This window comes from Corynebacterium sp. CNJ-954 (genome assembly GCF_001942345.1).
Lineage (GTDB): Bacteria > Actinomycetota > Actinomycetes > Mycobacteriales > Mycobacteriaceae > Corynebacterium.
The window spans coordinates 75673-88820 of the sequence record NZ_MKKI01000046.1 but is presented as its reverse complement, the minus strand read 5'-3'; the positions used below and the strand labels follow the sequence as shown (position 1 = coordinate 88820).

13 protein-coding genes and 2 pseudogenes are annotated in these 13148 nt (G+C 67.4%); 2 read left to right on the top strand and 13 right to left on the bottom strand.

All coding sequences use genetic code 11. The annotated features are described in order from the left end of the window. Positions 1 to 24 precede the first annotated feature (24 nt). Positions 25 to 630, top strand: a complete 606-nt coding sequence (locus BJF89_RS17695; RefSeq protein ID WP_075816367.1) for a hypothetical protein — start codon at positions 25 to 27, stop codon at positions 628 to 630. A gap of 22 nt (positions 631 to 652) precedes the next feature. Then, positions 653 to 1666: a MerR family transcriptional regulator gene (locus BJF89_RS17690; RefSeq protein ID WP_075816366.1), complete on the top strand. Its 1014-nt coding sequence runs from the start codon at positions 653 to 655 to the stop codon at positions 1664 to 1666. On the opposite strand, the gene BJF89_RS17685 is transcribed toward BJF89_RS17690, so the two are convergent. The 13 genes and pseudogenes from BJF89_RS17685 to ftsH all read right to left on the bottom strand — a co-directional run bounded on the left by BJF89_RS17685 (position 1653) and on the right by ftsH (position 13133). Next, a complete protein-coding gene (locus BJF89_RS17685; protein WP_075816365.1) occupies positions 1653 to 2228 on the bottom strand; it encodes a GNAT family N-acetyltransferase in 576 nt (191 codons plus the stop codon). The genes BJF89_RS17690 and BJF89_RS17685 overlap by 14 nt on opposite strands. A gap of 11 nt (positions 2229 to 2239) precedes the next feature. Further along, positions 2240 to 3489 (bottom strand): annotated as a pseudogene (locus tag BJF89_RS17680) (globin domain-containing protein). 9 nt (positions 3490 to 3498) lie between these two features. Next, on the bottom strand, positions 3499 to 4026 hold the full coding sequence (locus BJF89_RS17675; protein WP_075816364.1) for an Rrf2 family transcriptional regulator: 528 nt from the start codon (positions 4024 to 4026) through the stop codon (positions 3499 to 3501). 313 nt (positions 4027 to 4339) lie between these two features. Beyond that, positions 4340 to 4753, bottom strand: coding sequence for an aspartate 1-decarboxylase (gene panD, locus BJF89_RS17670; protein WP_075816363.1), 414 nt, complete (start codon positions 4751 to 4753; stop codon positions 4340 to 4342). Positions 4754 to 4763: 10 nt separating this feature from the next. Continuing rightward, positions 4764 to 5681, bottom strand: a complete 918-nt coding sequence (gene panC / locus BJF89_RS17665) for a pantoate--beta-alanine ligase (protein WP_075816362.1) — start codon at positions 5679 to 5681, stop codon at positions 4764 to 4766. A 90-nt stretch (positions 5682 to 5771) separates the two neighbouring features. Further along, positions 5772 to 6677 carry a Rossmann-like and DUF2520 domain-containing protein gene (locus BJF89_RS17660; protein ID WP_075816361.1) on the bottom strand — a complete coding sequence of 302 codons (906 nt, stop codon included), beginning with the start codon at positions 6675 to 6677 and terminating at the stop codon, positions 5772 to 5774. A gap of 22 nt (positions 6678 to 6699) precedes the next feature. Next, positions 6700 to 7806 (bottom strand): DUF6779 domain-containing protein, encoded by a 1107-nt coding sequence (locus tag BJF89_RS17655; protein WP_075816360.1) that lies wholly within the window; start codon positions 7804 to 7806, stop codon positions 6700 to 6702. After that, complete coding sequence (locus BJF89_RS17650; protein WP_075816448.1) at positions 7803 to 8294, bottom strand: DUF3180 domain-containing protein; 492 nt, start codon at positions 8292 to 8294, stop codon at positions 7803 to 7805. The genes BJF89_RS17655 and BJF89_RS17650 overlap by 4 nt, the downstream gene beginning before the upstream one ends. Further along, entirely contained in the window at positions 8291 to 8869 is a 579-nt protein-coding gene (gene folK, locus BJF89_RS17645; protein ID WP_075816359.1) for a 2-amino-4-hydroxy-6-hydroxymethyldihydropteridine diphosphokinase, read from the bottom strand. Before folK ends, BJF89_RS17650 begins: the two co-directional genes overlap by 4 nt. Next, positions 8866 to 9246, bottom strand: coding sequence for a dihydroneopterin aldolase (folB, locus tag BJF89_RS17640; protein ID WP_075816358.1), 381 nt, complete (start codon positions 9244 to 9246; stop codon positions 8866 to 8868). Before folB ends, folK begins: the two co-directional genes overlap by 4 nt. Continuing rightward, on the bottom strand, positions 9239 to 10120 hold the full coding sequence (folP, locus tag BJF89_RS17635) for a dihydropteroate synthase (RefSeq protein ID WP_075816447.1): 882 nt from the start codon (positions 10118 to 10120) through the stop codon (positions 9239 to 9241). The genes folB and folP overlap by 8 nt, the downstream gene beginning before the upstream one ends. 35 nt (positions 10121 to 10155) lie before the next feature. After that, positions 10156 to 10770: a GTP cyclohydrolase I FolE gene (gene folE, locus BJF89_RS17630; RefSeq protein ID WP_255372736.1), complete on the bottom strand. Its 615-nt coding sequence runs from the start codon at positions 10768 to 10770 to the stop codon at positions 10156 to 10158. A 9-nt stretch (positions 10771 to 10779) separates the two neighbouring features. Further along, positions 10780 to 13133 (bottom strand): annotated as a pseudogene (gene ftsH / locus BJF89_RS17625) (ATP-dependent zinc metalloprotease FtsH). Positions 13134 to 13148 lie beyond the last annotated feature (15 nt).

The following is a 13148-nucleotide window of genomic DNA, read 5'->3' as shown; positions in this document are numbered from 1 at the left end:
CGTGTCAGGGTGTCGACTGAGGTCATGAATCTCAACGCCACGGACCCCTCCGCCCGCCTCCGCGCCGCACTGGACGCAGGCACCAGCCCGGACCCTGCGGACACCGCCACCGTCCACGAACTCGTCGCCCGGTGCGCAGTCGAGCCGGACTTCTTCGTCCGCGACATGCTGACCTGGGCACTCACCAGGCACCCTGCGTCGGTCACCCTGCCGGCGCTGCTCACCGAACTGCTCTCGCCCACTCCGCAGGCGCGGGCACAGGCACTGCACACCCTGTCCAAGATCGGTGAGGACTCCGCCTATCGGCACATCACCGATGATCTGCTCGGCGACGCCGACGATGACGTCGCCCGCACGGCATGGCGTGCCGCTGCCGGTCTTGTCCCGACGAGAGACGCACGACAGCTCGCGACCCGTCTCACCACCCAACTTGGTCGGGGTCCCCGGGAACTGCGCCGCAGTCTCTCCCGGGCGTTCCTCCAGCTCGGGGAGGCCGGCCGGCTTGTCCTCGACGATGCCAGCAAGACTGACGGCGTGGCCGCATCCCATGCCGCGGCCACCCTGATCCTCCTCGACGACCCCGACTACGGTTTCGACGCGGCCGAATACGCGGTCACCCACCCCGGGTAACAGCACGGATTAGGATCAGAGCATGCTCATCGGTGAGGTGTCGCGCAGGACGGGGGTCAGTACGCGGATGCTGCGGTACTACGACGCACACGGTCTGGTCACTCCGTCGCACCGCACCAGTGGTGGCTACCGGGAATACTCCCGTGGGGACCTCGGACGCCTGATGAAGGTGGAGTCGCTGCGGTCCCTGGGCTTGGGCGTCGAGGAGGTCCGTACCGCACTCGACGACCCTGCCCTCGACGTCGCCGCTGTCGTCGACCGGTTGCGCGAGGAGACCCGGGAGAGGATCCGCGATGAGGAGGCTCTCCTTGACCAGCTGGATTCCCTCCGGGACCACCACGGCGATCCGCCGGACAGCTGGGACGATGTCCTGGCTGTCACGTCACTGCTCAGCGCCCTGCGGTCACGGCATTCCGGTGCCCGGCAGTCCGCCGTCCTGCGCACTGCGCCGGGCCGGGCGACCACCGCGCTCGTCACGTCTTACCTGGACGAAGTAGATCCCAACGTCGCCGGGACACTACGCTGGTCGCTGGCGCACGCCGGCGAGAAGGCCGTCCGCGCACTCACCGCCCGGAGAGCGTCAGCAGATTCGACGGCACGCCTGCGCATCGTCGAAGCCCTCGACGACATCGCCGGGAAAACCTCCACGGCAGCCCTGAAGATCCTGGCCGACGACAAAGACCGCGCCGTACGCTCACGCGCCGTCCTGTCACTCGCCCACCGGGAGGCCGACGACGGTCTCACCGGGCGCCTGGTGTCCATGGTTGTCGACGGTGACCACGACGTCGAGGCCTCCGAGGCTCTGGCGTCCCTGTGCCGTCGACACCCGCACACGGCGGAAGAGGTCGTCTCACAACTCGCGTCGTCCGGCGCCACCGCGCCGCGGGACGCCCGACTGCGCACGGTCCAGGCTCTCGCCGAACTCGTCGGCGCCGCCGGACCAGCCGGAACAGTTGCCGTGACCGCCCTGTCGGCCTTCACCACCGACCCCGACCGCACCGTCGCGCTGACAGCCCGGGCACTCACCCGTCCGTAGCCAGGCGGGCGAAAGTGTCGAGGTCGTTGAACCGGCCCCGCAGCATCTCGGCGTCCCGGGCCGTCCCCTCACGGAAGAATCCGGCGTTGACCGCCACTGCGCAGGACGGGGCGTTCTCGGGGTTCGCCTTGATCTGGACCCGGTGCACACGGTAGTCGAAGAGGAACTCCGTGACTGACCGCACCACCGCGGTCATCAGGCCACGTCCTCGCAGGTGGGGCGCCGTGGTGTACCCCAGTTCCACGCACCGGGCCTCCCTGCTGACCAACCGCACCTCGAGTGTTCCCCCGAACTGTCCCGGCGCGTCTGGATCATCGACGATCCACAGCATCGCCGTCGGGGAACGGGCCATCGTGCGTAGGAAAGCTTCGGCATCGCCGCGGGAGTAGTTCTCCTCCAGGTGGGTGAACCGCCGCGAATCCGCATGCCTGCTGGAGGTCACCAGTCCCGGCAGGTCACTGTCCACCGGTGCCCGCAGCCGCAACGTCGTCCCGTCGCCGAGTTCCCCGACGATGTCGGCGGACGGCAGTGGCCAGCTCAACGGCGCATCGGGATCAGTCATACCGACCGAGACTACTCTCCCAGCAGCCAGTCATTGGGGCTGAACAACTCGACGTTCACCGCCGCAGGACGCAGTACCTCAGACTCCCCTTCCAGCTGAGACCGGATACTCTGCAGGAACCCCGTACCGCCGCACAGGTACCAGTATGCCCCCGCCGGAAGCACGGACTCCCCGGGGCGGGCGGCGAGCGTGGCCAGATCGACGGTATCGCCGTCCACGCGGTAGGACGTCACCACATGCACCGTCGCACCGGCATCCCGGAGGGCCGCAACGTAACTGTCGGTCACCTCGCGCTGGGCGTAGGCCGCCGCATCCTCGTCGGCGTGGATCACCGTCACAGTCGGAGCAGTGCCGGCGGCGGCCAACGACGAGAGCATTCCCGTCATCGGCGTGGATCCGATCCCGGAGCTGACCAGCACCACCGGAACCGCGCCTGCCAGGACCTGGTCGTCGAGGACCAGGTCGCCGGCGGGCAGCGTGGCGTCCACCCGGTCCCCGACGGCGAGCCCGTCCAGCAACGCCCCCGACACCTCACCGTCCCGCTGCACAGCATGGTGAACCCGTCCACACCCCAGTCAACCAGCGAGTACTGACGCAGCTGCCGGGCACCGTCCGGCAGCACCACCCCGACCGACACATACTGACCGGCACGTGCGTGGGCGAACTCCTCAGGGGCGGTGAAGGTGAACTCGGTGACCGTCTCCGAGAGGTCACGGCGGCCTTCCAGGACCGCATCACGGAAGACGTCGCCCGGTTCGACGCCTGCTCCCCGGTACAGTCCCGACTCCGCACCGACAAGCACGTCGGCCATCAGCCAGTACACCTCGTCCCACGCCTCGGCGACGTCTGCGGTGACCGCGTCACCGAGGACCTCGACGATGGCGGCGAACAGGTGATCGTGCACGATCTGGTACTGGTCCGCGGTGATTCCGAGCGAAACATGCTTGTGCGCGATCCGCGAGAGCATCGCCACCGGGTCCGGGGCAGACGGGTCGACGAGCATCGAGGCGAAGGTGGCGACCGAGGCCGCCAGCGCCTTCTGCTGCCCGCCCGAGCGCTGGTTTCCGCGGTTGAACGTGTCGCGGATGAGCTCCGGATGGGCAGCGAACATGCGACTGTAGAAAATGGGGGTGATCTCGTTGATGTGCGCACCGATCACCGGCAGTGTGGCTTTCACGGTCGCCTCGTGCTCAGGGGTGAGACGGCGGGACCGAACGGAATCGGACAATACGGACAATACGGATGTGGTGGTGCTGGACATCATGCTTCCTTACTCGTCAGCGTTGTGGTTGTTGTGGTTGTTGTGGTTGTTATGGTTGGATAGCAGGGGGAGCGTCGGCATCCCCACACGAACCGGCCCGGCGTCCTGGCCTGCGGCATTCCGGTCGATGAGGTCACCCAGCGTGATGCCGTCGAAGGTGGCGAAGAAGTTCTCCTGCGCATCAGCGAGCAGATGGCGGAGGGAACAGTCGCGACGGGCCAGCGGGCACGGGGTGTCGCCTTCGCAGTCCACGACTTCGTGACGTCCCTCCAGATCCCGCAGGAGCATGCCCAGGTCAACCGTCCGCGCGCCGTCCGCCAGATACACCCCACCGCTACGACCCCGTACCGATCCGAGGATCCCCGCGCCGGTCAGCCGGACGATGACCTTCTTCACGTGTGATGCCGGTGCTGCAGTCTGGACGGCGAGTTCACCGATGGTGCGCCGCTGCGCCGGGTCCGTCGCGCCGGCAGCCCCGGTGTCACCGAGGATCATCAGCGACCGGAGACCCAGGTCAGTGAACTTCGTGAGGTGCATAGACCCCACGGTAGGCCCCCAGAGGTGCAAAGGTACATCTGAAATACCCCATAAAAGAACGGGTGATCACCAGGTCAGGGTACGTTTACCTGCCGCAGACCGGCCCATTCCTCCCGCGGATCCACGCTGGGATTGATCTCCGTCACATTTTCTTCTCGCGGTGACTTTCAGGGGGGTTATGCCCCCGCGGGCGGTGAGCTGTTGCCGGTACAGCAATCACAGGGTGGTTCCGACGACAGAAACCAACCGGAGGCGTCCGTCCCACCGATTGTCGTCCTTTCAATCCCCCAGCCCCCGGACCCCCGGCGCAGCGCTACGCGGGGTACCGCGGATTCAACAGCCCCGAACCCACCGGCACGTCGGCAGGGTCGGTGCCCAAGGTGACCTGTTCATTGGCGTCGTCGACGAAGACGACCCGTGGGTTGTAGTCCTTGAGCTCCTCGGAGGTGTACTGCCCGTAGGCGATGATGATCACCAGGTCACCGGGGTGGACGAGGTGGGCTGCGGCGCCGTTGATCGAGATCATGCCGGAACCACGCTCGCCGGTGATGGCGTAGGTGGTCAGGCGGGCGCCGTTATCGATGTCGACGATATCGATCTGCTCACCCTCGAGCAGGTCGGCGGACTCCATCAGGTCAGCGTCGATGGTGCAGGAGCCGACGTAGTGCAGGTCGGCCTGGGTGACAGTCGCCCGATGGATCTTGGACTTCATCATGGTGCGGATCACGTAGAAAACCCTACTCTCTGCCCGACGTGGACGACAGATCTTCAGTTTCTTCGCCGATGTTGCGGAAACCGATCCCCAGCGGTACACCCACGTTGTCGATCAACCGGGTCGAGCCGACCCGTGCTGCGATGAGTAGGCGGGCGTCGCCTTTCTCTGGCGCCTCGCCGAGATCCAGGCCCCGCAGTTCAAGGTAATCGACGTCCACATCCGGGGATGTCTCCAGCACCTGGCGCGCGGTGTCCAGGACGGCCTCCGCACCGTCCTCGGCGACGTGGGCACCGGCGAGCAGTGCCGCAGACAACGACAGGGCTGCCCCGCGTTCAGCGTCGGACAGGTAGACATTGCGGGAGGACTTGGCCAGCCCGTCCGCCTCACGCACCACGGGCACACCGTGGACCTGCACTCCGAGGTTGAGGTCCGTCACCATCTGCTGGATCAGCACGAGCTGCTGGTAGTCCTTCTCTCCGAAGAAAGCGTGGCTGCAGTTGGTGATCTGGAACAGCTTCGACACCACGGTGAGCACACCGGCGAAGTGTGTCGGCCGCTTCTCTCCCTCCAGCACGGCGCCTGCCGGCCCCGGCAGGACGGTGCTGCGCGGACCGTTGGGGTACATCTCCCGGGGACTCGGGGCGAACACGGCGTCTACCCCGGCGGCGGCGAGCTTCTGGACATCCGAGTCCAGTGTGCGCGGGTACGCGTCGAGGTCCTCCCCCTCGGCGAACTGGAGGGGATTGACGAAGATCGACACCACGACCAGGGCCCTCGGCAGCTGCTGTGCAGCGCGGACCAGCGCCAGGTGCCCTTCGTGCAGCGCGCCCATGGTCGGGACGAGGACGACGGGACGTCCGGCCTTGCGCATGGCACGGGTGAGTTCACCGATGCTGTCGATCTCGGTGTAGACGGTGGCCTGACCCGGGGTGAAACTCACCGGTGATTCTCCTGACAGGTGTGGCGGCTGTGATGACACAGGAAACTGGACGCTAAGACACGATAGTCGCCCTCCCCCGCCAGATCCCATTCAGGTCTGGTCCAGGGCCCGTTCGACATTCAGTGACCCGGCTGCCCTGGCTGTCCGTTCCGCGCCCTGCCGGTAGGACGCCGCGAGGTCTGATTCCGCGCCTGCCGGTGTTCCGGTCCGGCTCAACGCCGTGAGATGTCGCAGTACCGTGGCGGCATCGTCCCTCGCGGTGGGGCCGGTGAGCGCCGCCATGCGGCTCTCGAGCGCGCCATCGACAGCGGCAGGGACGATCCGCCGCAACAGCAGCGAGGAGCGCGGGTCCTCGATCCCGTCACCCAGGGCGTGGTCGAGCATACGTAGGGACTCGACGACCTGGGTGACCAGGTGGTTCGCCCCGTGGGCCATCGCGGCGTGGTAGACGGTGCGTTGTTCCTCGGCGATCGGGACGGGGATCCCGCCCATCGTCGCCACCAGGAGCTCGGCGACGGCTGCGCCGGTCTCGGAGTCACTGGTCACACCCCACGCACAGCCCACCAGGTTGTCGACGTCCTCCGGTCGCCCGCGGAACGTCATCGCCGGGTGAAGTGCTAGCGGCAATGCTCCGGTGTCGGTGACCGGCTGCAACACCTCGCACCCCAGTGCACCAGCCGTGTGGACGACGATCTGGCCGGAACGAACCACATCCGCCACCATCGTCACCACTTCCGGAAGCTCCGGATCCGGGACGGCGAGTACCACCAGGGCAGCCTGAGCGACATCCGCGATGCCGGCGTCGTCGTGGACGGGTACGCCGGGTAGACGCGTCCGGGCCCTCTCGCGGGACCGCTCTGACCTGGCGACGACCCCGTGCACGTGATGTCCGGCCCGCAGCAGGCTCTCGGCGACGGCGGTACCGACGGCTCCGGCAGAAATGACGCCGACCGACAGGCGGGGTTCCTGTCGGTCGGCGGGGGTCGTGGCGTTCACGGCGATGAGTCTACCTGTCGTTCTACCGGGCGTTCTTCTTCATCTGCGCCATCAGCTCAGCGACGGTCACGCCCTGGTCACTCTCGTCGGCGCGACGACGACCGTGCGGCTCGGCTTCCTCGGCGCGGCGACGACGGCCGGGGGCGGGCTCGGACACCGGTTCCGGGGCCTGTTCCGGAACGGGTCCCGGAGCGGATTCCGCAGCCTTCTCCGGTTCCGGGGCAGCCGTGTTCTGCTGCTCGGACCAGCGAGGACGGGCCTCGGGGGTCTGGGCTGTCTCCCGGGACTCCGGGGTGGTCGCCTCCACACTCTCGGTGCTGTCGGCGGCAGGTGCCGTCTGCGTCTGCTCAGCGGCATCCATCGAGCGGGTGTCGACGACCATGGGGATCTGCGTGGTGTCCTCACTGTCCGCGCCAGACCACCGCACAGCGGCGAATGTACCCGTGGAGAAACCACCGCGGCGTCCACCGGAGCGGTTCTCACCCGGCTTACCGGCACCGTTCCCGGTGCCTTCTGTGCCTTCTGCGCCTTCTGTGCCCTCCACGCCTGTGGCCGTCGTCCCCCTACGGGTGTCCTGCCCGGCTGTCGGACGGGCCTGCTCGCCGGCACGGGAGACGTTGCGCTCCAACTCGATGATGCGCTCAGCGCGCGCCTTCAGCGACACCTGCTCGTTGTTCCAGTCACCACCGGACAGGTCGGAGAGCTGCTCACGCATCGCCTCCAGCTCCTTACGGATGGCGTCGAGCGTCTTGTCGTGCTCGCTGCCGAGACGGCTGCGGTAGTCGTTCTCCAGCTGGACCTCACGGCGCTGCGACTCGGAGCGTTCCCGATCCATCTCCGCCCGGTGGCGGCGCTCCTGCTCCTGACGGCGGCTACGCTCCTCACCGATCACGCCGGAATAGCGCGACACCAGGATCGCTCCGAAGAACGCGGCCCACAGCGAGGTGATGACCGCGACGTTCAGCCACACCTCCGAGTCGACGAAGAACATGATGATCGTCGCCGCGAGGGCGAGGACGAACACCAGGTACATCAGCAGCTTCAGACCGTTTCCGGGCGTGGAGGAACCGCTCCGGCTCGACGGATCAGGAAGCCGGTGCGAATCGTCGGGCGAATACGCGGAACTCATGGCGTCAAGAATACATCTCCATGCCCTTCCTCACCGTCGGCATCGCCGGGAGGGACGAGACAACTTCGTTCCAGCAGGACACCGGCGACCGCCATGGCCGCCGCTGCCAGCAGAGACGTGACCGCTCCGGGGGTGTCCTGCTGGGCGGCGAGAAGCTCCCCGTGTCGCAGGAGCACGTACACCGTCACTCCGCCGTAGAAGCCGCCCGCCAGAGAGCCGATCCATGCTGCGGCCTTGCCGAACACGGCGCACCGGGAGATGAACACCGGCGACATCTGCGAGCGGTCCTGCCCCACCTCCCCCTCGGCGATCCGGCGCCGCACGGTCACCGCCAGCACGCCGGCCACCACAGCGAAGATCCACAACGCGGTGGATCCGCTGACACTCATCGAGGGGAACCTGCCGTAGAAGACCCACACACCGGCGAAGGACACGACACCCGCGGCCACCGCCGAGGTGACGAGCAGCCCGACACTGGTCTGGTTCATGGGGCCCATCGTACGTCGGGGAGCACACGGATTCCCTCCGCCGTCCCGGACGCCCCCGCCTCCGGTCCCTCGCAGGCGGTCAACCATTCCCGGACGGGTCGACCGTCCAACACGGCGTGTGGATCAGCGTCCAGCCAGGGCACGAGGACGAACGGCCGCTGATGGGCCCACGGGTGCGGCAGGATGAGTTCCTCACCCCACCGGCCGTCACTGCGGATGCCGGCGTAGTCGATGATGTCGATGTCGAGGGTGCGCGGACCCCAGTGCCGGTCCCGCACCCGACGTGCCGCCTGCTCCAGGTCCTGGCAGTGTCGAAGAAGGGCCATCGGGTCGAGTGTCGTGCGGACGGTGAGGACGCAGTTACGGAACTCGTCCTGATCGGTCACCCCCCACGGCGGGGTGGCGAACATCGCGCTGGCGCTGACCGGGGCGACACCCTCAACGGCCACGAGAGCACCCGCGGCGCGACGGATCTGCTCCTCCGGGCCGGACAGCGCACCCGGCAGGTTCGAGCCGAAAGCCAGGACGGCCGGGACAGCCCGGCCAGCAGGATCCTCGGGAGTGTGGTCGGTCATGTCCTGGTCCCGGGGGTCTTACGTGACCGGCGGGCGACCACGCGGACATCAGAGAACGGATGATGGATCGGTGCATCCGGTTTGTGGACCGTGACTTCCACTGCGAGGACTCCGTCGACGTCGTTGATCTGGTCGGCGATCGACGCGGAGACCGTCTCGATCAGGTCCATGCTCGGTCCGGAGACAATCCCCACGGCGATGTCGGCGAGATCGACGTAGGAGATCGTCCTGGCGATGTCATCGTCGGCGACGGCGGCGGTGAAGTCCGTCCAGACCACCAGGTCGACGATGAACTTCTGCCCCTGCTCCTTCTCGAAGTCGTAGACACCGTGGTAGCCGTAGACCTCCAGTCCGGTCAGTTCGATACGGTCAGCCACGGCGGGCCCTCCATCCTTCAGGTAATGCCGGACCGCGGCCGGTGGCCACGGACCGTGCGACGTCCACGGCGGCGCGGTTCGCGGCGACGTTGTGGACGCGGACGGCCCAGGCGCCGGACGCTGCAGCAAGGGCGCTCACCGCAGCGGTCGCGTCATCGGCCGACTCGGGTGTGCCCGGTGCGCCGTCCGGTCCCGGACGCAGTGCGGTGAGGAATCTCTTCCTGCTCGCACCGATGAGGACACGGTATCCCAGGGTCATGTAGGAACGCATACCCGCCAGCAGCGCCCAGTTGTCGTCGGCGTTCTTGGCGAAGCCGAGCCCCGGGTCCAGGATGATGCGCCCGGGGTCGATGCCGGCGTGCTCGGCGCGGGACGCCAGGGACGACAGGAGGTCACTGACGTCAGCGACGACGTCCTCTCCATGGTCGGCACGTCCGGACGCGGACTCGAAACGCTCCGCACGCCAGTGCATCAGGCAGTAGTCGACCCCGGACTCCGCGACAGTGCGGTACATCGCCTCGTCGGCCAGCCCTCCGGACACGTCGTTGACGATGTCGACCCCGGCCTCGATCGCCGCGGCGGCCGTCGACGCCCTCATCGTGTCCACGCTGGTGGTCACCCCCTCTGCGTGGAGTGCCCGAATGACGGGCACGACCCGCTCAGCCTCGAGTTCCGCTGGCACACGCGTGGCGCCGGGCCGGGTCGACTCCCCACCGACGTCGATGATGTCCGCGCCGTCGGCGACCATGGCCCGGGCATGGGCGAGGGCCCTGCCGGTGGTCGTCCACTCCCCTCCGTCGGAGAAGGAATCCTCGGTGACGTTGAGGATCCCCATCACCGCCGTCGTGGCCGTCGTCGCTGTCGAATCTGTCATGGCTGCCATCGCGGGTATGCCGTCCTACCCGCCGCTCAGTGACCGCGGATGAGGCTGAGTGCCTCGGCGCGGGAGCGGGCGTCCTCGCGGAAACCGCCACGGACCGCCGATGTCACGGTGGAGGCGCCCGGTTTCCGGATACCCCGCATCGCCATGCACAGGTGCTCGGCCTCGATGACGACGATGACGGCGTGCGCCTGGAGCCGCTCTGAGACAGCGTCGGCGATCTGGCTGGTCAGACGCTCCTGAACCTGGGGGCGTTTGGCGTATCCGTCGGCCAGCCGCGCGAGCTTCGACAGGCCGGTGACCGTCCCCGAGTCCCCGGGGATGTAGCCGATGTGGGCGTGTCCGTAGAACGGCACCAGATGATGCTCGCAGGTGGAGTAGATCGGGATGTCCTTGACCAGGACGAGTTCGCGGTGGTCCTCGTTGAAGGTCTTGGCGAGCACCTCCGCCGGATCCTCGTAGAGTCCGCCGAAGGACTCACGGTAGGCACGGGCGACCCGCGCCGGAGTCTCCAGCAGTCCTTCCCGGTCAGGGTCCTCCCCCACGGCGAGCAGGAGTTCACGCACCGCAGCCTCGGCGCGCGCCTGGTCGAAGACCCGGCCGCCGTCGCGGCTGTTGTCACTGTCGGTCACAGAGTCGGTCACGGTGTCAGATCAGTCTTTCTCGTCGGAGTCGTCAGGGCGGTGGTGGCGTCCACCGTCATGCTGGCCACTGTTCTGGGCCCTCAGGTTACGCGTCGGAGCATCGTCGCTCGTCCACGGGTTGTCCGGTTGTTCACTGTCCGGGAGCCGGAAGCCGCGCAACGGCTCGTCCCCGGCGCTCTCAGTACTTCCAGCGTCGCCGGACGTTCCGTAGCTGCTTTCGCCGGGATGCCGGCCCGGTTCATCCGGATTCACCCGGTCCTGACCACCCCACAGGTGGTCGGGGTGCGACTGCCCACTCCACCGCCCGGGGGTGCGTGGTGCCTGCGGGTGGTCCTGCTTCTGCTCCAGTTCATCCGCCTGCTGGCGTCGGCGCCGCTCGATGCGGGCCTTACGTGCCTCGGAGAAGAAGTCGTTGCGGGCGGGGAGTTCCTCGCCCCGCTCGCGCGCCAGCTCGGTGGGTGTCTTCACCGGCTCGCGGAAGTCCTTCGGGTGGTCGATGTCCTGGTTGGGGAAGATGTCGCTGACCTCGACCGGTTCCATGTCCTCGAAGATCGCCTCGAGGTCCGGACGGCGCAGCGTCTCCTTCTCCAGCAGCTTCTCGGCGAGACGGTCGAGGTAGTCGCGGTTGTCCCGCAGGATCCGGTAAGCCACCCCGTGTGCCTTCTCGATGAGCATGCGGACCTGGTCGTCAATGGTCGCCGCCACAGCAGGCGAGTACTCCAGGGAACCTTGCCCGCCCCTTCCGACGAAGGGGTCGCCCTGTTCCTCGCCGTACTTCACGGCACCGAGTTCCGGGCTCATGCCGTACTCGGTGACCATGGAGCGGGCGATCTTCGTCGCCTGCTCGATGTCGGCGGAGGCACCGGTGGTCGGCGATCCGAAGACGAGTTCCTCGGCGGACCGGCCACCCATGGCGAAGACCAGTCGCGCGAAAAGCTCCGACCGGTTGTACATTCCCTTGTCGTCCTCCGGGACGGCCATCGCGTGACCGCCGGTACGCCGCGGGCGAGGATGGTGACCTTGTAGACCCGCTCGATGTCCTTGATGCCCCAGGCGGCGAGAGTGTGACCGCCCTCGTGGTAGGCGGTGACCTTCTTCTCATGCTCCGAGATGATCTTGGTGCTGCGGCGCGGACCGCCGATGACCCGGTCGGTCGCCTCCTCAAGTGCATCACCGGTGATGACGTTCCCGTCCACGCGGGCTGTCAGCAGCGCCGCCTCGTTCAGGACGTTGGCCAGGTCCGCACCGGACATGCCCACCGTGCGCTTCGCCAGGGAGTTCAGGTCCACGTCCGGGGCCAGGGGCTTGCCCTCGGAGTGCACGCGCAGGATCTGCTCACGTCCGGCGATGTCGGGGTTGCTGACGGGAATCTGACGGTCGAACCGGCCCGGGCGCAGCAACGCCGGGTCGAGGATGTCCGGACGGTTCGTCGCGGCCATCAGGATGACGTTCTCCCGGTCGCTGAAACCGTCCATCTCCACGAGCAGCTGGTTGAGTGTCTGTTCGCGCTCGTCATGGCCGCCACCCATGCCGGCACCACGTTGGCGGCCCACCGCGTCGATCTCGTCCACGAAGATGATGCAGGGGCTGTTCTCCTTGGCGGTCTTGAACAGGTCGCGCACCCGGGAGGCGCCCACGCCGACGAACATCTCGACGAAGTCCGAACCGGAGATCGTGTAGAAGGGCACACCGGCCTCACCGGCCACCGCGCGGGCGAGAAGGGTCTTGCCCGTGCCGGGAGGCCCGTAGAGCAGGACACCGCGGGGGATCTTCGCCCCGAGGTGCTCGTAGCGCTCCGGATTCTGCAGGAAGTCACGGATCTCGTCGAGCTCCTCGACCGCCTCGTCCGCACCCGCGACATTGTCGAAGGTGGTGTCCGGGTTGTCGACGTTGAGTTCCTTGGCCTTCGACTTGCCGATGTTGAACGCCCCACCCGGGCCGCCCTGCATCCTCGTGAGGAAGAACAGCAGCAGGGCACCGATCAGCAGGATCGGCAGCAGCATGACCAGCAGGGAGCCGAGGATGCTGTCCTGGGTGACGTTGGTGGTGTAGCTGTCGGCGTCCGAGGCCTCGACGCGGTCGAAGACGGTGTCGGCGGCCCGCGCAGGGTACTGCGCGGTGACCTGGTCGATCCCGTCCTTGCCGTCGACACTGATGTCGTTGCGCAGCGTCATCTGCAACTGCTGCTCACGGTCGTTGATCTGCACCTCGGCGACATTGTTGTCGTCGAACTGCTTCATGGCGACCGATGTGTCGACGTCGTCGTAGCCGCGGGTGGAGTCGGTGAGGACACCGAAAGCGTAGATGACGACGAGAACCGCGGCGGCGATGGCGGCGATCCTCAGAACCCTCTTCTTGTTCATAGTCCCACTAGCGTA